Source organism: Variovorax sp. CF079 (genome assembly GCF_900101545.1).
Classification (GTDB): domain Bacteria; phylum Pseudomonadota; class Gammaproteobacteria; order Burkholderiales; family Burkholderiaceae_C; genus Variovorax.
This window is the reverse complement of sequence record NZ_FMZU01000010.1, coordinates 93,188-118,183: the sequence shown is the minus strand read 5'-3', so window position 1 is coordinate 118,183 and position 24,996 is coordinate 93,188. Positions and strand designations below refer to the sequence as shown.

Below are 24,996 nucleotides of genomic sequence, written 5' to 3'. Positions count from 1 at the left end.
GTCTTTTGTATGGAGGAGTCCATGCTCGGCATCGGCAGGCGAATCCATCGCCGGAAGGCGCGCCCTCCGGCGGTCAGGACTCTCCTACCGTTCGTGTCAGAGCCGCGCCAGTCGGTCGATGGCTGTCTGGAGCGTCTCGTCCTTCTTGGCGAAGCAGAAGCGCACCACGCGCTGGTCGAAACCGTCGGCATAGAAGGCCGAGAGCGGAATCGCGGCGACGCCGATCTCGCTCGTGAGCCACTGGCAGAAGTCGGACTCGCCGAGGTCGCTGACCTCGCTGATGTCCACGCACTGGAAGTAGGTGCCGGCGCTGGGCAGCAGCTTGAGCCGCGTCCTGGCCAGGCCGGCCGCGAACAGGTCGCGCTTGTGCTGGTAGAAGGCCGGCAGTTCGAGGTAGGGCGCGGGGTCGGCCATGTAGCTTGCCAGCGCATGCTGCATCGGCGTGTTCACGGTGAACACGTTGAACTGGTGCACCTTGCGGAACTCGGCGCTGAGCGCCGCTGGCGCGGCCACGTAGCCGACCTTCCAGCCGGTCACGTGGTAGGTCTTGCCGAAGCTGCTGACGATGAAGGTGCGCGCCGCGAGGCCCGGGAAACGCGCCGCGCTTTCGTGGCGCGCGCCGGCGTAGACCATGTGCTCGTAGACCTCGTCGCTGATCACCAGCACGTCGGTGGGCGCGAGCAGTTCCTCGAGGCGGCGCATCTCCGCTTCGGTCCACACGGTGGCGCTGGGGTTGTGCGGCGTGTTGACGATGATGGCGCGCGTGCGCGGCGTGATCGCGGCCGCGATCTTGTCGAAGTTGGGGCGGAAGCTGCCGGGCGTGAGCGGCACGCGCACCACGGTGCCGCCGGCCAGGTCGATGTTGGGCGCGTAGCTGTCGTAGCAGGGCTCGAGCACGATCACCTCGTCGCCCGCGTGCACCACCGCGAGGATCGCCGTGATGATCGCTTGCGTTGCGCCGGCGGTGATGGTGATCTCAGTGTTCGGGTCGTAGCCGTGCCCGTAGAGCGTCGAGATCTTCGCCGCGATCGCTTCGCGCAGGGCGGGGATGCCGGGCATCGGCGGGTACTGGTTGTGGCCGGCCGCCATCGCGCGGGTGACGGCTTCGAGCAGCTTCGGGTCGCAGTCGAAATCCGGAAAACCCTGGCCGAGGTTCACTGCCTTCTTCTCGGCGGCGAGCGCCGACATCACGGTGAAGATGGTCGTGCCGACGGTAGGCAGCTTGGTCTTGACGTCGGGGGTGCGGGCGATGCTCACAGCTCGTAGTCCTGGTGATGACCGCTCAAGGCCTTGGCGATCAGGTTGCGATCGAGCCGGTCGGAGAGCAGCTCGGCGAATTTGAAGACGAAGTTGCGCAGGTAGGCGCTGCGCTTGAATGCGACGCGTGCGATGTTGGTGCCGAACACATGGCCCATCGGCCGCACCACGAGATCGGCATTGGAATCGTCGCGCACCGCCATCTCGGCCACGATGCCGACGCCGAGACCGAGCCGCACATAGGTCTTGATGACGTCGGAGTCGATGGCCTCGAGCGCGATGCGCGGCGTGAGCTTCTTGTGCGCGAACGCATGGTCGATGCGCGTGCGGCCGGTGAAGGAAGGGTGGTAGGTGATGATCGGCTCGGCCGCGATGTCCTCCAGCGAGATGCGCTCCTTGCTCGCGAGCGGATGCTCCTTGGGCAGCACGAGCACGTGCTGCCATTCGTAGCAGGGGATGGTCACGAGATCGGCGTAGTCGGACAGCGATTCGGTCGCGATGCCGATCTCCGCGATCTCGTCGATCACCATTCGCGCCACCTGGTCGGGCGAGCCCTGGTGCAGGCTCACGTTGACCTTGGGATAGGCCTCGCGCAGCTTCGCCACCGGCACCGGGAGCACGTAGCGCGCCTGCGTGTGCGTGGTGGCGATCGAAAGCGTGCCGCTGTCCTGGGCGCTGAACTGCTCGCCGATGCGCTTGAGGTTGCCGACCTCGCGCATGATCAGTTCGATGCTTGCGAGCACATGCTGGCCGGGTTCGGTCACGCGCTTGAGGCGCTTGCCGTGGCGCGCGAAGATTTCCACGCCCAGTTCTTCCTCGAGTTCGATGATGGCCTTGGACACGCCGGGCTGCGAGGTGTGAAGTGCCTTGGCCGCTTCAGTCAGATTGAGGTTGCGCCGAACCGCTTCCTGCACGAATTTGAACTGGTGAAGATTCATAACAAATTCCGTCTTAATTCGGAATTCATTATGCCTTCGATGTCTATCGAAAGCACCGCAAGTTCAGGATTTGAGTGCCACGCGAGCCAGCAGATCGATCACTTCCGGCTCTTCGCCGACGGCCTGCGCGAGCGAGAAGACGACCCCCGGATGCAAGGCACGCAGCGCGTCGAGCAAGCCGGGCAGGTCTTCGCGCAGATGCTTTCCCATGCCGAGAAAGAGCGGCACCACGCGGATGGCGCCGGCCCCGCCGGCGATCAGCTCTGCCGCCGCGGTGCGCAGGTCCGGCGCCACCAATTCGAGGTAGGCGCAGGCGACACGGGCCGAGGGATCGAGCGCCGCGACGCGACGCGCCACGGCCTCCACCGGCGCACGCCAGCGCTCGTCGCGCGAGCCGTGCGCAAAGAGAACGATGCCTGTCGCGGCCGTCATCAGGGCCGCTACCGCCGCAGCACCAGCCAGCTGAAAGCGGCCAGCGACATCACCGTGTAGATCAGGCCGGGCGCCGCCGCCGTGATCCAGGGCCACCAGTTGCTGAGGTTGCCCAGGTAGCCGAACACGTTGTTCAACAGGAAAAAGCTGATGCCGATCATCACGCCGCCGAACACGTAGGCCGTGATGCCGGCCTGGCGGAAATGCAGGTAAGCGAAGGGCAGGGCGAGCACCACCATCACGAGGCAGGACAGCGGATAGAACACCTTGCGCCAGAACTCGATCTCGTAGCGCTGCGCGGTCTGGCCGTTGGCGTTGAGATGCTGGATGTATTCGAACAGGTCGAGCGTGCGCATGCGGTCCGGACGCAGCAGGGCGACCGACACCATCTCGCGCGTGAGCGAGCTCGGCCAGTCCAGCGCCGCAATCTTGGTGGTGACGATGCGAGCCCGGTCTGCCGCGTTGCGCGTGTCGTACTGCTGCCGTTCGACGCCGAAGAGCGCCCAATGGCCATCCAGGATGCGCGCGAAGGATGCGGTGGTCTGCGAGGTCACGAAGCCGTTGCCGTCGAACTCGAAGATGCGCGGATCCTTCAGCGTGCCGTCGCGCGCCATCGAGACCACGTTGACCGCGTAGGACATGTCGCCCTGCTTTTCCTTCAGCCAGGCGCCCGTGTTGCCCGCGAGCGTGAAGACGCCCTGGTAGCGCGACTTGAGCAGCTGGGCAGTCCGGTCCGAAGCCGGCGAGACATAGTCGCCGACAGCGAAGGTCAGGAACACGAAGCCAAGTCCCAGCAGCAGCAGCGTGCGCAGCGCGCGCCAGGGCCCGAGACCGCTGGTGCGCAGGATCGTGTATTCGGAGCTCTGCGCGAGCCGCGCCATCACGAAGATGGTGCCGATCAGCACGGTGATCGGCAGCAGCTCGTACAGGTGGCTCGGGATCAGCAGCGTCACGAAGACCAGGGCCTGGGCGGCCCCGTAGGCGCCGCTCCCCGGTTTGCCGATCGACTGCAGTTCGTCGACGAAGTCGAAGAAGAAGAACAGGCTCAGGAAGCCGAGGGTGACGAAGGCCACGGCCTTCAGCACCTCCACGTAGATCAGTCGACGGATGGTTTTCACGCGTGGGGTGGCGTTGCGGGCCGCAGGCGCGGGCGGCCCCAGTTGAAGTGTCGCTTGGCAAGCCAGAGCAGGCCGAGCAGCAGCGCGCCGCCGTGCAGCGCCAGCATGAAGCCGCCCATGCTGTAGCGGCCGGAGCCCACCCAGTTCTGGCCGAGATTGAGCATGTTGTAGTAGAGGACGAAAGCGAACAACGCGAAGAGCAGATTGCCGCTGCGGCCCACGCGCGGATTCACACTCGTCAGGGTCAGCGCCAGCAGCACGAAATTGATGGCCGCGAGCATCATGCCGATGCGCCAGGCCAGTTCGCCGCGATTGGCCGTATTCGGTTCCCGCAGCAGGGTCAGCGTGGTGCGGGTGCGCACCGGGCTCGTGTCCGTCGAGACCCCCTCGTCGCCGCCGACTTTGGCGCCGTAGGTGTCGAACTCGCTGATCTTGAGCTCCAGCCCATCCAATGTCCGCGAGACGCGCTGGCCATTGCTGAGCATGAGGTAGCGCGCTTCTCCGATGTCTTCCATGCGGCCGCTGCGGGCCGATGTGATGATCTGCATGTTGCGCTCGATCGAGGAGATGAAAACGTTCGTGGCGGTGGCGCCATCCGGTGTGTCCTTGTCGATGAAGAACACGCGGTTGCGCCCGGCCGACTCGCGGAACTCGCCGGGCGACACGCGCTCGATGTCGCCGCGGCGCTGGTACTGTTCGCGCATCCCCTGGGTCTGCGAGTTGGCCCATGGCCAGCCGACCAGCGCGAACACGGCGATCAGCAGCAGCACCGGCCAGGCGAAGCGGAACAGCGGCAGCGCGAAATCCGCCAGGCCGCGCCCGCTCGAGAACCAGATCACCATCTCGCTGTCGCGGTACATGCGCGACAGGGTGCCGACGATCGAGATGAACAGGCTGAGGCTCAGGATCGTCGGCATGTAGCCGAGCACCGTGTAGGCCATCACGAGGAAGACCTCGGACGGATTCACGCTGCCCCGCGATGCCAGTCCGAGCGTGCGGATCAGCATCATGGTCATCACGATGGTGGCCAGAACCACGAGGGTGGCGCCGAAGCTGCGGGACAGCTCCTTGCGTAAAGAGGAATGGAATAACATCGTCGAGGGAAAAAAAGGATTATGGACTTTCAACTCAAGACCCTCTCCACCGCTCAGGCTGCCGCCGAAAAAGCCGATGTGCTGATCGTGCTCGTTGCCGCCGGCACCACCCCCTCCAAGGATGCCATCGCCACATTGATCGCGGAGGCCCGCAAGGCCGGCGACCTCCCCGACAAGGCCGGCAAGCTGCTGGCGCTGTACCGCCCGGCGCACGTCGCGGCGCCGCGCGTGGTGCTGGCTTCGGTGGGCGACGGCAAGCCTGCGTCGGTGCGCGCCGGTGTGCTTGCCGCGGTCAATGCGGCCAAGTCCGGCGACCCCAGGCGCGTCCTCATCGTCTTCGCGCAGGCCGCGGACTCTGCCGGTCTGCGCTGCGCGATCGCCGCGGCCGCCGACGCGAGCTACGTCTACACGACCTCCAAGTCCAAGGCCGAGCCGCGCTCGATCCGCTACCTGGGCTTCGGCGTCACGGAGGCGGGGCCGCTGCGAGAAGCTTTCGACGAGGCCACGGCCATGGTCGCGGGCATCGAACTGGCCAAGGAGTGGGGCAATCGGCCCGGCAACTATTGCACCCCCTCGCTGCTGGCCGATGCGGCGCGCAAGCTGGCCGCGCTGCCGTGCGTGAAGTGCGAAGTGCTGGGCCCGAAGGAAGTGGAGAAGCTCGGCATGGGGGCGTTCAGCGCGGTCGCGCAGGGATCGGCCGAACCCTTGCGCTTCATCGTGCTGCGCTACCAGGGCGCGCCCAAGGATGAGGCGCCGGTGGTCCTGGTCGGCAAGGGCATCACCTTCGACACCGGCGGCGTTTCGCTCAAGCCGGCGGCCGAGATGGACGAGATGAAGTTCGACATGTGCGGCGCCGCGAGCGTGCTCGGCGTGTTCCGCGCGCTCGGCGACATCCAGCCCGCCCTCAACGTGGTCGGGCTGATTCCGTCGTGCGAGAACATGAACGACGGCCGCGCGGTCAAACCCGGCGACGTCGTCACCAGCATGAGCGGCCAGACCATCGAGGTGCTTAACACCGATGCCGAAGGCCGTCTGATCCTGTGCGACGCGCTGAACTATGCCAAGCGCTTCGAGCCGGCTGCGGTGATCGACATCGCCACCCTGACCGGCGCTTGCGTGATCGCGCTGGGCGGCGTGCGCAGCGGTCTCTTTGCCAGCGACGACACGTTGGCCGCTGCGCTCGAAGCCGCCGGCGAAGAAGCGCAGGACCGTTGCTGGCGGATGCCGCTGGACGAGGACTACGCCGAGGGCCTCAAGAGCAATTTCGCCGACGTGGCCAACATCGCCGGCCGCGCGGGCGGGGCGATCACCGCCGCCAAGTTCCTGCAGCGCTTCGCGGGCGATTTCCAATGGGCCCACCTGGACATTGCGGGCACGGCCTGGAAGAGCGGTGCGGCCAAGGGCGCGACGGGGCGGCCGGTCGGGCTGCTGCTGACCTATTTGCTGAAGCGGGCCCGCAAGGCGGCCGTGAAGACAGCGCCGCGCAAGTCCCGCAAGAGCGCCAAGACCCGGTCGGCAACGTGACCGAGATCGACTTCCACTTCAACACGCCGGACAAGGTGAACTACGCCTGCCGGCTGCTGCGCAAGGCCGTGGGCGCGCGCGGCGCGCGTGTGGTGGTGGTGGCTGATCCCCAGTTGCTGGATGCGGTCGACCTGGCCCTGTGGACCTTTGCGCCGGCCGAGTTCATCGCCCATTGCCGCAGCGACGGCGAGCCGCACACGGTGGCGCGTTCGCCGGTCGTGCTGGCCGAAAGCGGCGCTGCGCCGCTGCCGCATCAGCAGGTGCTGGTGAACCTGGGTGCGGAACTGCCCGCTGGTTTCGAACGCTTCGAGCGCTTGATCGACATCGTGAGCGCCGACGACGCCGACCGGCTCGCGGGCCGCAAGCGCTGGCGGCACTACGCGGAACGCGGCTATGCGATCCAGCGCCATGACTTTGCCGGGAGTACCGCCTGATGCAGCGCACCCCTCCGCGTTTCGTGCCCACGCTGACGACCGTGCTGGAGCTGCCGCCCGGGCCTGCGCCCGGTGCCGAGCCCCTGCCGGAGCCGGTCGCACCTGCAGTGCCCGAGCCCTCGCAAGCGGTCGCGCTGGACCCCCAGGCGCTGCTGTCGGAGGCCGACGCCTTCCGGCTCGAAGAGCAGTTGCTGCACCGCGTGTTGCAGCGCATCGACCTGTCGCTCGAGGAGCGCGTGAGCGACGCCGTGTCAGTTGCTGTTCAGCAGCAGCTCGACACCATGATCCCGCGTTTGCGCGGCGAAATAGAGACCGTGCTGCGTGCTTTGGTGAGCGAAGCGCTGGCCCAGGAGCTTTCTGACAACACAGGGTCTACGCCAGCATTTGGCGCACAAAGCTTGGGCTAAACTGCGCGCCAGGTCGAAAGCGCGGGGGCGCTACGGGTCCTGCGGCGCGGAACTTGCTGAGTCTTCGCACGCGGATCGATAGACCGCTATGTACTCTTATTTATCAATGTTCTGGAGGTTCCCATGCAATTGAAATGGACTGCGGTCGCACTGGCTGCTCTCACGCTCGTGGCTTGCGGCAAGAAGGAAGAAGCAGCTGCGCCCGCCGCGCCCGCACCGACTGCAGCGGCACCCGCGCCTGCCGCACCTCCGGCGGATGCACTGGTGGTCAAGATCGGTCACGTGGGCCCCACGAGCGGCGCCATTGCCCACCTCGGCAAGGACAACGAATTCGGCGCGCGCATGGCCATCGAAGACCTCAATGCCAAGGGCCTCAAGATCGGTGACAAGGTTGCCAAGTTCGAACTGCTGGCAGAAGACGACGCGGGTGACCCGAAGCAGGGCACCGCAGTGGCCCAGAAGCTGGTCGACAGCAAGGTCAACGGCGTGGTTGGCCACCTGAACTCGGGCACCTCGATCCCTGCTTCCAAGCTGTACAGCGATGCGGGCATTCCGCAGGTCTCGCCTTCGGCAACCAACCCCAAGTACACCCGCCAGGGCTTCAAGACCACCTTCCGCGTGGTGGCTGACGACACGCAACTCGGCGGCACGCTGGGCAAGTACGCGGTCGAAACGCTGAAGGGCAAGAACATCGCCGTGATCGACGACCGTACCGCTTACGGCCAGGGCGTGGCGGAAGAGTTCGAGAAGGCCGCCAAGGCCGCCGGCGGCAACATCGTCGGCCACGAGTTCACGACCGACAAGTCGACCGACTTCAACGCCATCCTGACCAAGCTCAAGGGTGCCAAGCCCGACGTGCTGTTCTTCGGCGGCATGGACGCGGTGGGCGGCCCGATGCTCAAGCAGGTCAAGCAGCTCGGCATGAACGTCAAGTTCATGGGCGGCGACGGCCTGTGCACCGGCGAACTGGCCAAGCTGGCCGGCGATGCGATCGGCGAGGAAATGGTCGTTTGCGCGGAAGCAGGCGGTGTCGAAGGCGACTTCAAGCAGCCGCTCGAAGACTTCAAGACCAAGTTCAAGGCCAAGAACGGCGTCGAAGTGCAGATCTACGCGCCGTACGTCTACGACGCGGTCAACGTGCTGGCCGAAGCGATGGTCAAGGCCGGTTCTTCCGACCCGGCCAAGTACCTGCCCGAACTCGGCAAGGTCCAGTACAAGGGCGTGACCGGCCCGATCGCCTTCGACGAAAAGGGCGACATCAAGAACGGTGCACTGACGCTCTACACCTACAAGGGTGGTGCGCGTACGCAGATCGCCGTGGTGCGCGGAGCGAGCTGAGAAGCCCGATTGCCAGAATAAAAAAGGGCCTTCGGGCCCTTTTTTCATGCTGTCGAGCGGCTGGCATCGTTGCAGTAGTCGAAGAAGGCATCGAGCTCCTTCGACTTGTCGAACACGGCGTCCGCACCGAGCGCCATGCAGCGTGCGCGGATGTCCGCGTTGACGTAATTGCTGAGGACCACGGCGCGCTGTAGTGGCGTGCGCTCCCTGCAGTTGCGCAGCACGCCCAGGCCGGAGCCCTCCTTGAGGAACAGGTCCACGATCAACAACTGCCATTCGCTCGCATGGGAGGCCAGCCAATCGGTCGCGTCCTTCTCGGTCTCGGCCGCGCCGACGATCCGGGCATGCGCCAGATCCTCCAGGGCCGGAATCAGGTTGTCCCGGATGGTCCTGTTGTCTTCGACGAGGAAGGTGAAGAGGGCCATGTGGTTTCCGGGTTTCCGGGCTGTGGGAATGCCAGCCTAGCGCGGGAGGCCTGCCGGGTTCCTAGCGACAGCCGCCAACTCATTGCGTAGGAGAAAGCAGACGGACGCTCGACTGCCAACCGCGAGCGAATGCATCAGCCGGCGTCGCGCTCTCGTTCGGTACGCTTCTCGATCTCCTCCGCCAAGGTTGCGTTGACTTCGGCGAGCGTCTCGGCCGACTCGGCCAGCTTCTTTTCAAGCTGGCCGGTGTGCTCGATGGCCTGTGCGACGTCGCCCACCTGCACTTCGTCCGGAAGCTCCTGTTCCAGCACCGTGTTGATGACGGCCAGGTCGTCGGATGCGCGCTGCACCTCGGCAGCCACCGCTTCGGTCTTGTCCAGGGCCTGATCGAGCGGCGCTGCGGCCCGATCCGGTTTGCTTTGTCCGGCCATCCGAGCTCCTTCTCTGGGGATGGAAAAAAGTAAGGCGATGGTACTCTGTCGCCCGACGACCCCCAAACGAAAAAGCCCCGGGTACGGGGCTTTCACGACGACTCCCATGTGCGATGGGAGGGAACTGGATCGGTTTTTCCTGGCGGAGCAGGCGGGATTCGAACCCGCGGAGGGCTATTAACCCTCACACGCTTTCCAGGCGTGCGACTTAAACCGCTCATCCACCGCTCCGAAGCCCGCAATTGTAGCAGCGGGGACGAATCGATCTCAGGCGGTGCCCGATGTCTTTCCGGCCTGCACCATGCGCATCGCCGAGGCGATGAGCGCCGCGGTCTCGGTCATGTTGCTCGGCACGATCAGCGTGGTCGTGGCGTCGGCCGCGACCTTGCCGTAGGCATCGACCGCGCGCTCGGCCACCTTGAGCTGCACGGCCTGTTCGCCGCCCGGCTGCCGGATCGCGGCCGCCACGCGCTCGATGGCGCCGGCGGTCGCCTGGGCCACCGCGGTGATGGCTGCCGCCTCGCCCTGCGCGTTGTTGATCTGCGCCTGCTTCTCGCCCTCGGAGCGAGCGATGAAGGCTTCGCGTTCGCCGGTGGCGATGTTGATCTGCTCCTGGCGGCGGCCTTCGGAGGCCGCGATCAGCGCCCGCTTTTCGCGCTCGGCCGTGATCTGGCGCTGCATGGCCTGGAGGATTTCCTTGGGCGGCGTCAGGTCCTTGATCTCGTAGCGCAGCACCTTCACGCCCCAGTTCAGCGCGGCCTCGTCGATGGCGGCCACGACCTGGGCGTTGATGATGTCGCGCTCCTCGAAGGTCTTGTCGAGCTCGAGCTTGCCGATCACGCTGCGCAGCGAGGTCTGCGCGAGCTGAGTGACGGCCACGATGTAATTGGACGAGCCGTAGCTCGCGCGCATCGGGTCGGTCACCTGGAAGTACAGGATGCCGTCGACCTGCAGCTGCGTGTTGTCGCGCGTGATGCAGATCTGGCTCGGCACGTCGAGCGGGATTTCCTTCAGGCTGTGCTTGTAGGCCACCTTGTCGATGAAGGGGATCAGGAAGTTGGGTCCGGGGGTCATCGTGTTGTGGTACTTGCCCAGGCGCTCGCGCACCCAGGCGTTCTGCTGCGGCACGAACTTGATCGACTGGCTGATGACGATGATCGCGATAACCAGGATGACGAGGGGGACTGCGAGTTCCATGAATGCTTCCTTTTCGGTTCTTGCTTCTTGTCAGATCTTGTCGACGACCAGGCGGCTGCCGACCACCTCGGCCACGCGGTGCTCGCCGATCGACGGCGTGCTTCCGGCGCGGGGCACCACGGTCCATTGCGCGCCGCGGTAGCGCACGGTGGCGGTGCCGTCGGGATTCCAGGCGTCGACGTAGACGCTCTCGCCGATATCCAGGTTGACGTCGCGGTTGGCGGCGGTCGGCGGCTCGGCCGGCCGCCGACGGCGGATGATGTGCCAGATGAGCACGGCGCCCACCCCCACCACCGCCGCGACCACCAGCTGGGTGGTCAGGCTGGCGCCCGCATGGGCCGCCACCGCCGCCGCAGCGAAGCCCGCGCTCAACAGCAGCAGGTAGACCGTGCCGGAGAGCAGCTCCAGCACGATGGCCCCTCCCGCAATCAACCACCAGACGGTGGAACTCGCCATGACGACTCCTCTCTTTATTGAAGGCACGACATTCTGAGTCAAAAGCCGATCAATTCCTTCATCTGAATTCCGTACACTTCGCGCCTATTTGCCAGTCCGGAGCCGCGCTCATGAAATTCCGCTTTCCCATCGTCATCATCGACGAGGACTTCCGCTCCGAGAACAGCTCGGGGCTCAGCATCCGCGCCCTGGCGCAGGCTTTCGAGAAAGAAGGCTTCGAGGTGCTGGGCGTCACGAGCTACGGCGACCTGAGCCAGTTCGCCCAGCAGCAAAGCCGCGCCAGCGCCTTCATCCTGTCGATCGACGACGAGGAGTTCACCGTCGGCCCCGACCTCGACCCGGCCGTGCTGAACCTGCGCAACTTCATCGGCGAGGTGCGGCGCAAGAACGCCGACGTGCCGATCTACATCTACGGCGAGACCAAGACCTCGCGCCACATCCCAAACGACATCCTGCGCGAGCTGCACGGTTTCATCCACATGTTCGAGGACACGCCGGAGTTCGTGGCCCGCCACATCATCCGCGAAGCCAAGAGCTACCTCGAAGGCGTGCAGCCGCCGTTCTTCAAGGCGCTGATCGACTACGCGGAGGACGGCTCGTACTCCTGGCATTGCCCGGGCCACTCGGGCGGCGTTGCCTTCCTGAAGAGCCCGGTGGGCCAGATGTTCCACCAGTTCTTCGGCGAGAACATGCTGCGCGCCGACGTCTGCAACGCAGTCGAGGAACTCGGCCAGCTGCTGGACCACACCGGCCCGGTGGCGGCCAGCGAGCGCAATGCGGCGCGCATCTTCAATGCCGACCACTGCTTCTTCGTGACCAACGGCACCAGCACCAGCAACAAGATGGTGTGGCACCACACGGTGGCGCCCGACGACGTGGTGGTGGTCGACCGCAACTGCCACAAGTCGGTGCTGCACGCGATCATCATGACGGGCGCTATTCCCGTCTTCATGAAGCCGACGCGCAACCACTTCGGCATCATCGGCCCGATCCCGCGGAGCGAATTCGAGCCGTCGGCCATCAAGGCCAAGATCCGCGCCAATCCGCTGCTCTCGCACGTGGATGCCGACCGGGTCAAGCCGCGCGTGATGACGCTCACGCAATCGACCTACGACGGCGTGATCTACAACACCGAAACCATCAAGGGCATGCTCGACGGCTACGTCGATACGCTGCACTTCGACGAGGCCTGGTTGCCGCACGCAGCCTTCCACCCGTTCTACGGCGCCTACCACGCCATGGGCAAGCGGCGCGTGCGTCCCAAGGAGTCGCTGGTGTTCGCGACGCAGTCGACCCACAAGCTCCTGGCCGGCATCAGCCAGGCCAGCCACGTGCTGGTGCAGGATTCGCAGAACCGCGCGCTCGACCGCGACCTCTTCAACGAGGCCTACCTGATGCATTCGTCGACCAGCCCGCAGTACGCGATCATCGCCAGCTGCGACGTCGCGGCCGCGATGATGGAGCCGCCCGGCGGCACCGCGCTGGTGGAAGAGAGCATCCTCGAAGCGCTGGACTTCCGCCGCGCGATGCGCAAGGTCGAAGCCGAGTTCGGCGCGGACGAGTGGTGGTTCAAGGTCTGGGGACCCGAGAAGCTGGTCGAAGAGGGCATCGGCCGCGCGAGCGACTGGATCATGGAAGGCGAATCGCGCACCGGCACGAACGGCAAGAACGGTTCGCGCAACTGGCACGGCTTCGGCAAGCTGGCCGACGGTTTCAACATGCTCGACCCGATCAAGTCGACCATCGTGACGCCGGGCCTGGACCTGCAGGGCAAGTTTGCCGAGACCGGCATTCCCGCCAGCATCGTCACCAAGTTCCTGGCCGAGCATGGCGTGATCGTCGAGAAGACGGGGCTCTACAGCTTCTTCATCATGTTCACCATCGGCATCACCAAGGGCCGCTGGAACACGCTGCTCACCGCGCTGCAGCAGTTCAAGGACGACTACGCGCGCAACCAGCCGATGTGGCGCATCCTGCCCGAGTTCTGCCAGCAGCATCCGGGCTACGAGCGCCTCGGCCTGCGCGACCTGTGCCAGCACGTCCACCAGCTCTACGCGCGCTACGACGTCGCGCGCCTCACGACCGAGATGTACCTGAGTGACCTGACGCCGGCGATGAAGCCGAGCGACGCCTACGCGCACATTGCGCACCGCAAGACCGAGCGCGTGGAGATCGACGAGCTCGAAGGCCGCATCACCACCAGCCTGATCACGCCGTACCCGCCGGGCATTCCGCTCCTGATCCCGGGCGAGGTCTTCAACAAGAAGATCGTCGACTACCTCAAGTTCGCGCGGCAGTTCAATACGGAGTGCCCGGGCTTCGAGACCGACATCCACGGCTTGGTGGCGCGCGTCGACGAGAACGGCAAGAAGCGCTACTACGCGGACTGCGTCCGCAACGCCGACTGAAGAAGGATCAGCCACGGCGCAGGATTGCGCGCGGTGCTTTGAATCCGCTTCGGCGAGCTCCTCGTATTGGTTGCAGCCGTCGCGCTTTCTGCGGCGGCTTCAATCCCAGAGGAGCTATTCATGAACCGTAGATTCCATCGCCTTGCATCCCTCACCCTGGCTGTCACGATGGCCGCTGCAGCGGCCTCGGCCGTCGCGCAGGTCATGGTCGGCGGCGCGCCGATGTTCGCCACCAAGGACATCATCGACAACGCCGTCAACTCGAAGGACCACACCACCCTGGTTGCGGCCGTCAAGGCCGCCGGCCTGGTCGAGACCCTCAAGGGTCCGGGTCCGTTCACGGTGTTCGCGCCGACCAATACGGCCTTCGCCGCCTTGCCCGCCGGCACGGTCGACACGCTGCTCAAGCCCGAGAACAAGGGCAAGCTCACGGCCGTCCTGACCTACCACGTGGTACCCGGCAGGCTGGACGCCGCCGCGCTCGGCGGGCAGATCATGGACGGCAAGGGCATGGCCACGCTCAAGACCGCCGCCGGCGGCACGCTGACGGCCAAGGCGAGCGGCGGCAAGATCATGGTCGGCGACGAGAACGGCGGCTGGGCCACCGTGAGCACGGCCGACGTGTACCAATCCAATGGCGTGATCCACGTCGTCGACAAGGTGCTGCTGCCCAAGTAAGGCAGCAGCACGCGGGAGCCTCGATCAGGACGAGGACGCGAGGTCTTCCCGCACCCGCAGAAAGCGCGCGAACCTCGGCAGGCCGCCGGGGCTCGTGCCGTTGTAGCGGTAGTTCACCCAGCTGCCGACGGCCGGCGGCTCGTTGCGCTGGGCATCGCTGAAGCCGCTGCCGAGCCTGAAGCGCTTGCCCTCGGGCGTCTCGACCAGCAGCGCGCCCATTCGGCCCGCATGCTTGCCGCGGCCTGGAACATGCGCCAGCACACGCGCATCCGCATCGTCGTAGGGCTTGAGCTTGAGCAGATCGCTGTTGCGTTCGGCACGGTAGAGCGAAGCTCCCCGGTGCAGCATCAAGCCCTCGCCGCCCATGCGCACCGTCTTGTCGAGCAGCGCCTGCAGCGACTCGTGCGTCGTCGCGCGCTGCTGCGGGACCGGCACCAGCCAGGGCGCATCCGTGATCGGCAGCAGCTTTCGCAAGACGGCGAGACGGGCCGTGAAGTCGCCGGGCTGGGCCGGCAGATCGAAGACCATGAAGTGCAGCTCGTGCCATGCCGCGTCGTTCGGCGTCTGGCTGCGCACCGTGGACACCGCCTGCGCGAAGCGGCCGCGGCCGGCCCACAGTTCGCCGTCCATCGGCACGGCGGGCAGCGAGGCGGTGAACCAGGCCGGCGCGACGATGCGTTCGCCGCCGCGCGTCCAGAGCTGCTTGCCGTCCCAGTAGCCGCGCACGCCGTCGTACTTCTCGCTGACCCAATGGTCGTCGAGTGGCATGCCGCGGCGGTACACCTCGGCGAGCATCAGCGTCGGGGCCGCTGTGTCGCGCGCCAAGGCCCCGGACGGGGCTGACAAGGTGCATGTGGCGGCCACGGCGCCGAGCAGGAGCGCTCGGCGCGACAGCTCGGCAGGCGCCTGCAAGGCGCGGCCTGAATGAATGCGAAAACTCATGATCGACTCCCCGCCATGTTTTATTGACAAGCCGGGGGATTATGAGAGGTGCTGCCGGCGGCCTGCGCCGGTTGGACCAGGCTCAGCCCGCGGCCGGTTCGGCGATGCCGCCGACGACGTGGCTGAAGCCGCCGTCGACATAGGTGATCTCGGCCGTCACGCCGCTGGCGAGATCGCTCATCAGGAAGGCGGCCACGTTGCCCACTTCCTCGATGGTCACGTTGCGGCGGATCGGCGACACCTCGGCCACCACCGAGAGGATCTTGCCGAAGCCCTTGATGCCGCTGGCCGCCAGCGTCTTGATCGGGCCGGCGCTGATGCCGTTCACGCGCATGCCCTTGGGGCCCAGCGACTCGGCGAGGTAGCGCACCGAGGCCTCGAGCGAGGCCTTGGCCAGGCCCATGGTGTTGTAGTTGGGCAGCACGCGCAGCGCGCCCAGGTAGGTCAGCGTGAGCAGCGCCGACTTGTCGTTGAGATAGGGCAGGGCCGCCTTGGCCATTGCCGGGAAGCTGTAGGCGCTGATGTCGTGCGCGACCTTGAAGGCGTCGCGCGACAGGCCGTCGAGAAAATCGCCCGCGATCGCTTCGCGTGGCGCGAAGCCGATGCTGTGGACGAAGCCGTCGAAGGTGGGCCAGGTCTGCGAGAGATCGGCGAAGAGCTTGGCGATCTGGGCATCGTCGCCCACGTCGCAGTCGAAGACGAGCTTCGAATCGAAATCGGCCGCAAACTCGGTGATGCGATCCTTGAAGCGCTCGCCGACGTAGCTGAACGCGAGTTCGGCGCCCTGTTGATGGCAGGCCTTGGCGATGCCGTAGGCGATGGAACGGTTGCTCAGCACGCCCGTGATCAGGAATTTTTTGCCGGAAAGAAAGCCCATAAAGCGACCTCGTGAAAATCTTGTGCAGAATTCTCGCATGCGAGCTTGGCTGCTTCTGGTGTTGGCGCTCTCGGCAGCCCCCTCGTGGGCGGCCCATGCGTACGCGCAGTTCGGGGACGTCAAGTACGCGCCGGGTTTCACGCATTTCAGCTATGTGAACCCGAATGCGCCCAAGGGCGGCGAGATCCGCATGGTGCCGCCGACGCGGCCCACCAACTTCGACAAGTTCAATCCGTTCACGCTCAAAGGCACGGCGCCATCAGGCCTCGGCAACCTGATGTTCGAGAGCCTCTTGACCGGCAACTCGGAGGAGCCGACCACGGCCTACGGCCTGCTGGCCGAGGACGTCGAGGTGGCGCCCGACAAGCGGTCCGCCACCTTCCGCCTTCATCCCAAAGCGCGTTTCAACGACGGTTCGCCGGTGCTCGCGGCCGATGTGGTGCACTCCTTCACCACGCTCACGGGGCCGCTGGCGGCACCCCAATTCCGCACGATCTACGCCGAGGTGAAGAGCGCCACGGGCATCGGCGAGCGCACGGTGCGCTTCGACTTCGCGAGCCCCAATCCCGAGCTGCCGTTGGTCGTGGGCGGAATGGCGGTATTCAGCCGTGCCTGGGGCGCCGGCAAGCCTTTCGACCAGGTCACGACCGAGGTGCCGATTGCGTCGGGGCCGTACAAGATCTCTAACCCGCGCATGGGCCGCGACATCACCTACACGCGCGACCCGAACTATTGGGGGGCTGAGCTTCCGGTGCGCAAGGGCTTCTTCAACTTCGACCGCGTCACCTTCAAGATCTACCTGGACGACACCTCGCGCTTCGAAGGGCTGAAGGCGGGCGAGTTCGACTTCATGCGCGAGTTCACCTCACGCAACTGGGCGCGCCAGTACACGGGCAAGCAGTTCACGTCCGGCGAGATCCGAAAGCGTGCGTTCGAGAACCAGAACCCGGGCGACTTTCAGGGCTATGTGTTCAATGTCCGCAACCCGAAGTTCAAGGACATCCGCGTGCGGCAGGCCATCGGACTCGCCTTCGATTTCGAGTGGCTCAACAAGCAGCTCTTCTACGGCCTGTACAAGCGCGTGCAGGGCTACTACCCGAACAGCGAGTTCCATGCCGAAGGGCTCCCCAGGCCGGACGAACTGGCGCTGCTCGAGCCGCTGCGCAGCAAGCTGCGGCCCGAAGTCTTCGGGCCGGCCGTGATCTCGCCGAGTACCGCGCCACCGGGCAGCCTGCGCGAGAACCTGCGCCGCGCGCGCACGCTGCTGGCCGAGGCCGGCTGGACCTACCGCGACGGTGCCCTGCGCAACGACAAGAACGAGGTCTTCACCATCGAGTTTCTGAACGACCAGCCTTCGCTGATCCGCGTCGTGACGCCGTTGCAGACGGCCTTGCTGAAGCTCGGCATCCAGATGAGCTTTCGCACGGTGGACTTCTCCCTCTCGCAGCAGCGCATGGACAACTTCGACTTCGAGATGACCTCGGTGCGGCTGCCCGGAACCACGGCGCCGGGCGGCGAGCTGCTGGAATTCTTCGGCTCCAAGGCGGCCGCTACCCACGGCTCCTCGAACATCTGGGGCATCGCCGATCCCGCGGTCGATGCGCTGCTGCAGAAGGTGGTCGGCGCCACCACGCGGCCCGAATTGAGCGCCGCGATGCGTTCGCTCGACCGCGTGCTCTCGCACGGCTACTACTCGGTGCCGCAGTACTACGGCGACGCCTTCCTGATCGGCTACCGGCCCCGGCCCTTCGTGCTGCCGGATGTGATCCCGCCTTATTACCAAGCCGATGCCTGGGCCATGAGCACCTGGTGGGCATCGCCTGCCAACAAGTGAAGCCGTCATATGGCCAGCTACATCCTCAAACGCCTGCTGCTGATGGTGCCCACGCTCTTCGGCGTGCTGCTGCTGACCTTCGTCACGGTGCAGTTCGTGCCGGGCGGCCCGGTCGAGCAGATGGTGGCGCAGCTGCAGGGCCGCGACTCGGGCGGCGAACGCGCAGCCAGTTCCGGCGCGGGCTACCGCGGCCGCCAAGGTCTGGACGAAAAGCGCATCGAGGAGATCAAGAAGCTCTACGGCTTCGACAAACCGCCCGCCGAGCGTTTCTGGCTGATGCTCAAGTCCTTCGCGCGCTTCGATCTGGGCACCAGCTTCTACCAGCACAAGGATGTGTGGGAACTGGTCAAGGAGAAGCTGCCCGTCTCCATCAGTCTGGGTCTGTGGACCTTCTTCATCAGCTACCTCATCGCAGTCCCGCTCGGCGTGGCGAAGGCCGTGCGGGCCGGCTCGCGATTCGATTTCGTCACCACCTTGATCGTGCTGATCGGCTATGCCATTCCGGGCTTCGTGCTCGGCGTGGCGCTGCTGGTGGTCTTCGGCGGGCAGCTGCAGTGGTTCCCGCTGCGCGGCCTGACCTCGCCCAACTGGGACAGCCTGAGCTGGGGCGCCAAGGCGATCGACTACCTGTGGCACATCGCGCTGCCCGTGACGGCGATGGTGCTCGGCAGCTTTGCCGTGACAGCGATGCTGACCAAGAACTCCTTCCTCGAGGAAATCCGCAAGCAGTACGTGCTGACCGCGCGCGCCAAGGGCCTGGCCGAGCGCCAGGTGCTGTGGAAGCACGTGTTTCGCAATGCACTGATTCCGATCATCACCGGCTTCCCGGCCGCCTTCATCGGCGCTTTCTTCACCGGCTCGCTGCTGATCGAGACGCTGTTCTCGCTCGACGGGCTCGGCCTCCTGAGCTACGAGAGCGTGATCCGGCGCGACTACCCGGTCGTGCTCGGCACGCTCTATCTCTTCACGCTGATCGGGCTGGTGACCAAGCTGATTTCCGATCTCTGCTACGTCCTGGTCGATCCGAGGGTGAAGTTTGACTAACAGCAGCCCCGTGACCATTTCGCCCGGCCGCCGGGCCTGGATGCGCTTCAAGCGCAACAAGCTCGGCTTCTGGAGCCTCGTGCTCTTCACCGTCCTGGTGGTGCTGAGCCTGTTCGCCGAACTGCTTTCGACCGACAAGCCGCTGGTGGTGCGCTACGAAGGGCAGACCTACTTCCCGGTGCTGCGCGACTACTCCGAAAAGACCTTCGGCGGCGACTTCGAGACGCCAGCCGACTACCTCGATCCCTTCATCCGCGAGCGCATCACACAAGGCGGCAACTGGGCGATTTACGCGCCCAACCCCTACGGCCCCAAGACGCTCAACTACTTCGCGAAATCGCCGAACCCGGCCGCGCCTTCCAGTGAAAACTTTTTCGGCAGCGACGATCGCGGCCGCGACCTGCTGGCCCAGCTGATCTACGGCTTCCGCGTGAGCGTGCTGTTCGCGCTGGCGCTGACCGTCATCGGCGTGGTGCTGGGCATCGTCACGGGCGCGATCCAGGGCTTTTTCGGCGGCAAGACCGACCTCGCGTTCCAGCGCTTCATCGAGATCTGGGGCTCGATGCCGGAGCTGTATCTGCTGATCATCTTCAGCGCCGTGTTCGCCCCCAGCGTCGCGCTGCTGCTGATCCTCCTGAGCCTGTTCGGCTGGATGGGCCTGTCGGACTACGTGCGCGCCGAGTTCCTGCGCAACCGGCAGATGGACTACGTGCGCGCCGCACGCGCGCTCGGCGTCGGCAATCTGCAGATCATGTGGCGCCACATCCTGCCCAACAGCATGGTGCCGGTCGTCACCTTCCTGCCGTTTCGCATGAGCGCGGCGATCCTGGCGCTCACCTCGCTCGACTTCCTGGGCCTCGGCGTGCCGCCGGGAACGCCCTCGCTCGGCGAACTGCTGAGCCAGGGCAAGGCCAACATCGATGCCTGGTGGATTTCGCTCTCCACCTTCGGCGTGCTGGTGCTCACGCTGATGCTGCTGACCTTCATGGGCGACGCGCTGCGCGATGCGCTCGATCCGCGGAAGGCCGAAAAATGAACCGGCCACTTCTGGACGTCCGCGGATTGCGCGTCGCCTTCGGCGGCAAGGAGGTCGTGCACGGCATCGACTTCGCCATCGCTGAAGGCGAAAAGCTGGCGCTGGTCGGCGAATCGGGTTCGGGCAAGACCGTCACGGCGCTGAGCCTGCTGCGGCTGGTGCAGAACGCCGATATCTCGGGTGCCGCAAGCTTTGCCGGCGGGGAGGGCGGAGGTGCAACACGCGAGCTGCTGTCGCTGCCGGAAGCCCGACTGCGCGGCATCCGTGGCAAGGAGATCGCGATGATCTTCCAGGAGCCGATGACCGCGCTCAACGCGCTCTACACCGTGGGCGACCAGATCGCCGAGGTACTCGAGCTGCACGAAGGCATGCCGGCGCGCGCCGCGCAGGAAGCCGCCGTGCAGTTGCTGGCCGACACCGGCATTCCGGAACCGGCGCGGCGGGCGAGGGCGTTCCCGCACCAGCTCTCGGGCGGCCAGCGCCAGCGCGCGATGATCGCGATGGCGCTGGCCTGCAAGCCGCGCCTGCTCCTGGCCGACGAGCCGACCACCGCACTCGATGTCACGGTGCGCGCGCAGATCCTCGAACTGCTGGCCGAGTTGCAGCGCAAGCACCACATGGCCGTGCTGCTGATCACGCACGACCTCAACCTGGTGCACCGCTTCGCCGACCGCGTGGCGGTCATGGAGGACGGCCACATCGTCGAGCAGGGCGCCGTTTCGACCGTGTTCGGCGCGCCGCAGCATGCCTACACCCGCAAGCTGATCGACAGCCGGCCGACGCGCGACGTGCCGCCCGTTCCCGCGGAGGCGAAGAGTGCGCCACCGGTGCTCGAAGCCAAGGCGCTGCGCGTCAGCTATCCGGTCTCGCGGCCCGGGGTGGCCGGCTGGTTCCGCAAGGGCGAGTTCGTGGCGGTGCAGGGCGCCGATTTCCGCATTGCGCAGGGCGAGACGCTGGGTGTCGTCGGCGAATCGGGCTCGGGCAAATCCACCCTTGCGCTCGCCGCGCTCGGTCTGCTCAAGTACGGCGGAAGCCTCGGCGTTGCCGGCCAGCGCTGGAATGCCGGCGGCGCGAGCGACCGCGCGCTGCGCCGCCAGATGCAGGTCGTGTTCCAGGATCCGTTCTCGTCGCTCTCCCCGCGCATGACGGTCGAACAGATCGTCGGTGAAGGCCTGACGGTGCACGCGCCAGGCCTCGACACCGCGGCCCGGCGCACGCGCGCACTGGCCGCGCTGGCCGACGTGGGCCTGAGCGAGGCGCAGTTCCCCTCGCTGCTCGACCGCTATCCGCACGAGTTCTCGGGCGGACAGCGCCAGCGTCTGGCGATCGCGCGGGCGCTGATCGTCGACCCGAAGCTGCTGGTGCTCGACGAGCCCACCAGCGCGCTCGATGTCACGATCCAGAAACAGGTGCTGGGTCTGCTGCAGCGACTGCAGCGTGAGCGCGGCTTGAGCTATCTGCTGATCACGCACGACGTCGAGGTGATCCGCGCGATGGCGCACCAGGTCATCGTGATGAAGGACGGTGCGATCCTCGAATCGGGCGGCGTCGAGCGCGTGCTCGATGCGCCCGAACATCCCTACACGCAGAAGCTGGTCGCTGCAGCGCTGGCAGATTAGAGAAAGACGGAGAGCACGAAATGTCGGCGATCGGAAGCGACCGGCGCGGCGCCTGGCGCGCAGCGCTCGCCTGCATGGTGAGCCTGGCGGTGGCGATGGGGCTGGGCCGCTTCGCCTTCACGCCCATGCTGCCGATCATGCTGCACGAGGGCAAGCTGGATCTGCAGGCGGGTGGGGTGCTGGCTTCGCTCAACTACCTCGGCTACTTCGTCGGCGCGCTGTCCTGCGCGGCGATCCGGCTCAAGCCGGCCACGATGGTCCGCGGAGCGCTGGTCGCCACCGCGGCGCTGCTGCTCGGCATGGGCCTGTGGGACAACTTCAGCGTCTGGGGCGTGCTGCGGACGGCGGCCGGCGTTATGAGCGCCTGGACCTTCGTCTTCGCCTCCGGCTGGGGCCTGCGGAGGCTGGCGGAAACGGGCGCCCCGACGCTGCAGGGCGTGATCTACGCCGGGCCGGGCGTCGGCATTGCGGTCACCGGTCTGGTGGGCGGCGCAGTGGGGCGCTGGGGCTCGGAGGCCGGCTGGATTGGCTTGGGCCTGCTGTCGCTGGTCTTGATCGCCGTGATCTGGCGCATCTTCAGCGACGGCGAAAGCGCGCACGCAGCGTCGCCGGCCGCCACCGCCGCGGCACCGAGTGAGGCTGAATCGGCCGCCGCGCGCAACGATGCGCGCTGGCTGGTCGGGCTCTACGGCCTGGCGGGCTTCGGTTACATCATCACGGCGACCTTCCTCCCGGTGATCGCGCGCCAGGCCTTGCCGGGCTCGCCCTGGCCCGATTTTTTCTGGCCCCTGTTCGGCCTGGCGATCGTTCCGGGCGCCCTGATCGGTGCGCGGGCGCCGGTCCACTGGGACAACCGGCTGCTGCTGGCGATCGCCTATGCGCTGCAGGCGCTGGGCGTCGTGCTTTCCGTAGCCTGGCCCACCATCATCGGCTTCACCCTGGGCAGCCTGCTGCTGGGTATGCCTTTCACCACCATCACCCTGTTCGCGATGCGGGATGCGCGGCGGCTGCGCGGCAACGCCGCGGCCGGGCTGATCGGCTATGCAACGGCTTCCTACGGCGTCGGCCAGATCCTCGGGCCTCTGTTTGCGGCGCCGCTGGCGCAGCGCACCGGCTCGTTCACGGTGCCGCTTTTGGTGGCTGCGGCGGTGCTGGCGGTTGGTGCCTTGCTTTTTGCGCTGGTCTGGTGGCGGTCGCAGCGGCCGGAAGGCGCTTTGACCACCTAGAAACCGACGTTCTTACACGTGTTTGGCATATAATTCGAGGCTCACGACCAAACGGGCGGGTACTCACCGCCCGTTTTTTATTGGTCGAAGCATTTCTCGATGCCGCAGGCAGGCAGGCGGGGGGCGGCATCGGGGGCACACCAGAAGGCGCATAAAGACACGTGGCATTGCAGCAGACAGTGGAACAAACCGTGGCCGGGCTCGGCTACGACCTGGTCGAGATCGAACGCTCGGCTGGAGGACTGCTGCGCGTGACGATTGATTTGCCCTGGAGCGGCCCCATTTCTGAGACTGCAGCCGGTGCGCCGGAGCCTTTCGTCACCGTCGAAGACTGCGAGAAGGTCACCCGCCAGCTGCAGTTCGCGCTCGAGGTGGACGGCGTCGACTACAAGCGGCTCGAGGTGTCCTCGCCGGGTATTGACCGACCGCTGCGCAATGAGCAGGATTTCGAACGTTTCGCAGGCGAGGTGATCGACATCACGCTGAAGGCGCCCATGGGCGCGGCGGCGGCCGGCCAGGTGGCGGCCAATCGCAAGAAGTTTCGCGGCACGCTGGAGCGGGTCGCAGGGGCCGATGGCTCGCAGGGGTGGCAGATCGTCTGGAGCGATGCACCTGAGCCGAAGCCCGGTCAGAAGATCAGCAAGAAGCGCGCGCCTGCACCCCTGCAGGCGCTGGGTTTTGCATTGGACGAGCTGCGCGAGGCGCGGCTTGCGCCGATAGTGGATTTCAAGGGGCGCAGGCCCAAACCCGACACGACGGTGTCGGAATGAACAAGGAGAGTGGTGGCATGAATCGCGAAATGTTGATGTTGGTGGATGCGATCTCGCGCGAGAAGAACGTCGAACGCGACGTGGTTTTCGGCGCGGTCGAGTCTGCCCTGGCGCAAGCCACCAAGAAGCTCTACCAGGGCGACGTGGACATCCGCGTCGCGGTCGATCGCGACAGCGGCGACTATGAGACCTTCCGCCGCTGGCACGTGGTGCCCGACGAGGCCGGCTTGCAGCTGCCCGACCAGGAAATCCTGCTGTTCGAAGCCAAGGAAGAGATGCCCGACATCGAGGTCGACGAGTACATCGAGGAATCGGTGGAATCGGTGCCGATCGGCCGCATCGGCGCGATGGCGGCCAAGCAGGTGATCCTGCAGAAGATCCGTGACGCCGAGCGCGAAATGCTGCTCAACGACTTCATGTCGCGCGGCGAGAAGATCTTCACCGGCACCGTCAAGCGGCTGGACAAGGGCGACATCATCGTCGAGGCCGGCCGCGTCGAAGGGCGGCTGCGCCGCAGCGAGATGATCGCCAAGGAAAACCTGCGCAACGGCGATCGCGTGCGGGCCATGATCATGGAGGTCGACCTCACGCTGCGCGGCGCGCCGATCATCCTGTCGCGCGCGGCGCCCGAGTTCATGATCGAGCTGTTCCGCCAGGAAGTGCCCGAGATCGAGCAAGGCCTGCTCGAGATCAAGAGCTGCGCCCGCGACCCCGGATCGCGCGCCAAGATCGCCGTGCTCTCGCACGACAAGCGGGTCGACCCCATCGGCACCTGCGTCGGCGTGCGCGGCACGCGCGTCAACGCGGTCACCAACGAGCTTGCCGGCGAACGCGTCGACATCGTGCTGTGGAGCGAAGACCCGGCCCAGTTCGTGATCGGCGCGCTCGCGCCGGCCAACGTGTCGTCGATCGTGGTCGACGAGGAAAAGCATGCGATGGACGTGGTGGTCGACGAGGAAAACCTCGCGATCGCGATCGGCCGCGGCGGCCAGAACGTGAGGCTTGCCTCCGACCTGACCGGCTGGAAGATCAACATCATGGACGCCAACGAGTCGGCCCAGAAGCAGGCGAGCGAAACCGACGCCAGCCGCAAGCTCTTCATGGAGAAGCTCGACGTCGACGAGGAAATCGCCGACATCCTGATTTCCGAGGGCTTCACCAGCCTGGAAGAAGTGGCCTACGTGCCGATTTCCGAGCTGCTCGAGATCGAGAGCTTCGACGAGGACACGATCAACGAGCTGCGCTCGCGCGCCAAGGATGCGCTCCTCACGATGGAAATCGCCAGGGAAGAGAACGTCGAGAGCGTCTCGCAGAATTTGCGCGACCTCGAAGGACTCGATCCTGAACTCATTCCGAAACTGGCCGAGGCGGGTGTGCACACCCGCGACGACCTGGCCGACCTTGCGGTCGATGAACTCACCGAGATCACCGGCCAGAGCGCCGATGACGCCAAGCACCTGATCTTGAAAGCCCGCGAACACTGGTTCGCAGGCCAAGAGTGACGGTCATGG

24 protein-coding genes and 1 tRNA gene are annotated in these 24,996 nt (G+C 66.0%); 13 read left to right on the top strand and 12 right to left on the bottom strand.

What is annotated here, in order from left to right:
- Window positions 1–96 precede the first annotated feature (96 nt).
- The 5 genes from BLS74_RS15150 to lptF form a co-directional block, all read right to left on the bottom strand.
- Window positions 97–1,257, bottom strand: coding sequence for a pyridoxal phosphate-dependent aminotransferase (locus BLS74_RS15150; RefSeq protein ID WP_093107593.1), 1,161 nt, complete (start codon window positions 1,255–1,257; stop codon window positions 97–99).
- Window positions 1,254–2,195 (bottom strand): CysB family HTH-type transcriptional regulator, encoded by a 942-nt coding sequence (locus BLS74_RS15145; RefSeq protein WP_093107591.1) that lies wholly within the window; start codon window positions 2,193–2,195, stop codon window positions 1,254–1,256. Before BLS74_RS15145 ends, BLS74_RS15150 begins: the two co-directional genes overlap by 4 nt.
- 63 nt (window positions 2,196–2,258) lie before the next feature.
- A complete protein-coding gene (locus BLS74_RS15140) occupies window positions 2,259–2,627 on the bottom strand; it encodes a sirohydrochlorin chelatase (protein WP_093107589.1) in 369 nt (122 codons plus the stop codon).
- An 8-nt stretch (window positions 2,628–2,635) separates the two neighbouring features.
- Window positions 2,636–3,745, bottom strand: a complete 1,110-nt coding sequence (gene lptG, locus BLS74_RS15135; protein WP_093107587.1) for an LPS export ABC transporter permease LptG — start codon at window positions 3,743–3,745, stop codon at window positions 2,636–2,638.
- On the bottom strand, window positions 3,742–4,839 hold the full coding sequence (lptF, locus tag BLS74_RS15130; protein WP_093107585.1) for an LPS export ABC transporter permease LptF: 1,098 nt from the start codon (window positions 4,837–4,839) through the stop codon (window positions 3,742–3,744). The genes lptG and lptF overlap by 4 nt, the downstream gene beginning before the upstream one ends.
- A 21-nt stretch (window positions 4,840–4,860) precedes the next feature.
- On the opposite strand from lptF, the gene BLS74_RS15125 reads away from it, so the two are divergent.
- The 4 genes from BLS74_RS15125 to BLS74_RS15110 all read left to right on the top strand — a co-directional run bounded on the left by BLS74_RS15125 (window position 4,861) and on the right by BLS74_RS15110 (window position 8,542).
- Window positions 4,861–6,363: a leucyl aminopeptidase gene (locus tag BLS74_RS15125; protein ID WP_093107583.1), complete on the top strand. Its 1,503-nt coding sequence runs from the start codon at window positions 4,861–4,863 to the stop codon at window positions 6,361–6,363.
- Window positions 6,360–6,797 (top strand): DNA polymerase III subunit chi, encoded by a 438-nt coding sequence (locus tag BLS74_RS15120; RefSeq protein ID WP_093107581.1) that lies wholly within the window; start codon window positions 6,360–6,362, stop codon window positions 6,795–6,797. The genes BLS74_RS15125 and BLS74_RS15120 overlap by 4 nt, the downstream gene beginning before the upstream one ends.
- Window positions 6,797–7,204, top strand: coding sequence for a hypothetical protein (locus BLS74_RS15115; RefSeq protein WP_093107579.1), 408 nt, complete (start codon window positions 6,797–6,799; stop codon window positions 7,202–7,204). The genes BLS74_RS15120 and BLS74_RS15115 overlap by 1 nt, the downstream gene beginning before the upstream one ends.
- A gap of 123 nt (window positions 7,205–7,327) precedes the next feature.
- A complete protein-coding gene (locus tag BLS74_RS15110) occupies window positions 7,328–8,542 on the top strand; it encodes a branched-chain amino acid ABC transporter substrate-binding protein (RefSeq protein ID WP_093107577.1) in 1,215 nt (404 codons plus the stop codon).
- Between the two features lie 44 nt (window positions 8,543–8,586).
- Here BLS74_RS15110 and BLS74_RS15105 read toward each other — a convergent pair whose 3' ends face one another.
- From BLS74_RS15105 to BLS74_RS15085, 5 genes are all read right to left on the bottom strand, one after another.
- Window positions 8,587–8,967, bottom strand: coding sequence for a response regulator (locus BLS74_RS15105; protein WP_093107575.1), 381 nt, complete (start codon window positions 8,965–8,967; stop codon window positions 8,587–8,589).
- A 134-nt stretch (window positions 8,968–9,101) separates the two neighbouring features.
- Window positions 9,102–9,398, bottom strand: coding sequence for a hypothetical protein (locus tag BLS74_RS15100; RefSeq protein ID WP_093107573.1), 297 nt, complete (start codon window positions 9,396–9,398; stop codon window positions 9,102–9,104).
- A 140-nt stretch (window positions 9,399–9,538) separates the two neighbouring features.
- A tRNA-Ser gene (locus BLS74_RS15095) sits at window positions 9,539–9,629 on the bottom strand.
- Between the two features lie 36 nt (window positions 9,630–9,665).
- Window positions 9,666–10,595, bottom strand: coding sequence for an SPFH domain-containing protein (locus tag BLS74_RS15090; protein WP_093107571.1), 930 nt, complete (start codon window positions 10,593–10,595; stop codon window positions 9,666–9,668).
- A 30-nt stretch (window positions 10,596–10,625) separates the two neighbouring features.
- A complete protein-coding gene (locus tag BLS74_RS15085) occupies window positions 10,626–11,051 on the bottom strand; it encodes an NfeD family protein (RefSeq protein ID WP_093107569.1) in 426 nt (141 codons plus the stop codon).
- A 110-nt stretch (window positions 11,052–11,161) separates the two neighbouring features.
- Here BLS74_RS15085 and BLS74_RS15080 point away from each other — a divergent pair, with 110 nt between their 5' ends.
- On the top strand, window positions 11,162–13,459 hold the full coding sequence (locus BLS74_RS15080; RefSeq protein ID WP_093107567.1) for an arginine/lysine/ornithine decarboxylase: 2,298 nt from the start codon (window positions 11,162–11,164) through the stop codon (window positions 13,457–13,459).
- Window positions 13,460–13,579: 120 nt separating this feature from the next.
- Window positions 13,580–14,137: a fasciclin domain-containing protein gene (locus BLS74_RS15075; protein WP_093107565.1), complete on the top strand. Its 558-nt coding sequence runs from the start codon at window positions 13,580–13,582 to the stop codon at window positions 14,135–14,137.
- Window positions 14,138–14,161: 24 nt separating this feature from the next.
- Here the strand turns inward: BLS74_RS15075 and BLS74_RS15070 are convergent, their stop codons facing one another.
- Entirely contained in the window at window positions 14,162–15,079 is a 918-nt protein-coding gene (locus BLS74_RS15070) for a DNA ligase (RefSeq protein WP_093107563.1), read from the bottom strand.
- 82 nt (window positions 15,080–15,161) lie between these two features.
- Entirely contained in the window at window positions 15,162–15,956 is a 795-nt protein-coding gene (fabI, locus tag BLS74_RS15065) for an enoyl-ACP reductase FabI (RefSeq protein ID WP_093107561.1), read from the bottom strand.
- 37 nt (window positions 15,957–15,993) lie between these two features.
- Between fabI and BLS74_RS15060 the strand changes: the two genes are divergently transcribed.
- From BLS74_RS15060 to nusA, 7 genes are all read left to right on the top strand, one after another.
- A complete protein-coding gene (locus tag BLS74_RS15060; protein WP_093107559.1) occupies window positions 15,994–17,790 on the top strand; it encodes an extracellular solute-binding protein in 1,797 nt (598 codons plus the stop codon).
- Window positions 17,791–17,799: 9 nt separating this feature from the next.
- Window positions 17,800–18,834 carry a microcin C ABC transporter permease YejB gene (yejB, locus tag BLS74_RS15055; protein WP_093107557.1) on the top strand — a complete coding sequence of 345 codons (1,035 nt, stop codon included), beginning with the start codon at window positions 17,800–17,802 and terminating at the stop codon, window positions 18,832–18,834.
- The gene (locus BLS74_RS15050) at window positions 18,827–19,870 is read left to right on the top strand and encodes an ABC transporter permease (RefSeq protein WP_093107555.1); all 1,044 of its coding nucleotides are present in this window, start codon (window positions 18,827–18,829) and stop codon (window positions 19,868–19,870) included. Before yejB ends, BLS74_RS15050 begins: the two co-directional genes overlap by 8 nt.
- A complete protein-coding gene (locus tag BLS74_RS15045; protein WP_093107553.1) occupies window positions 19,867–21,489 on the top strand; it encodes an ABC transporter ATP-binding protein in 1,623 nt (540 codons plus the stop codon). The genes BLS74_RS15050 and BLS74_RS15045 overlap by 4 nt, the downstream gene beginning before the upstream one ends.
- Window positions 21,490–21,509: 20 nt before the next feature.
- A complete protein-coding gene (locus BLS74_RS15040) occupies window positions 21,510–22,715 on the top strand; it encodes a YbfB/YjiJ family MFS transporter (RefSeq protein ID WP_093107551.1) in 1,206 nt (401 codons plus the stop codon).
- Between the two features lie 161 nt (window positions 22,716–22,876).
- Complete coding sequence (rimP, locus tag BLS74_RS15035; protein WP_093107549.1) at window positions 22,877–23,485, top strand: ribosome maturation factor RimP; 609 nt, start codon at window positions 22,877–22,879, stop codon at window positions 23,483–23,485.
- 17 nt (window positions 23,486–23,502) lie between these two features.
- Window positions 23,503–24,987, top strand: coding sequence for a transcription termination factor NusA (gene nusA, locus BLS74_RS15030; protein ID WP_093107547.1), 1,485 nt, complete (start codon window positions 23,503–23,505; stop codon window positions 24,985–24,987).
- Window positions 24,988–24,996: the final 9 nt, after the last annotated feature.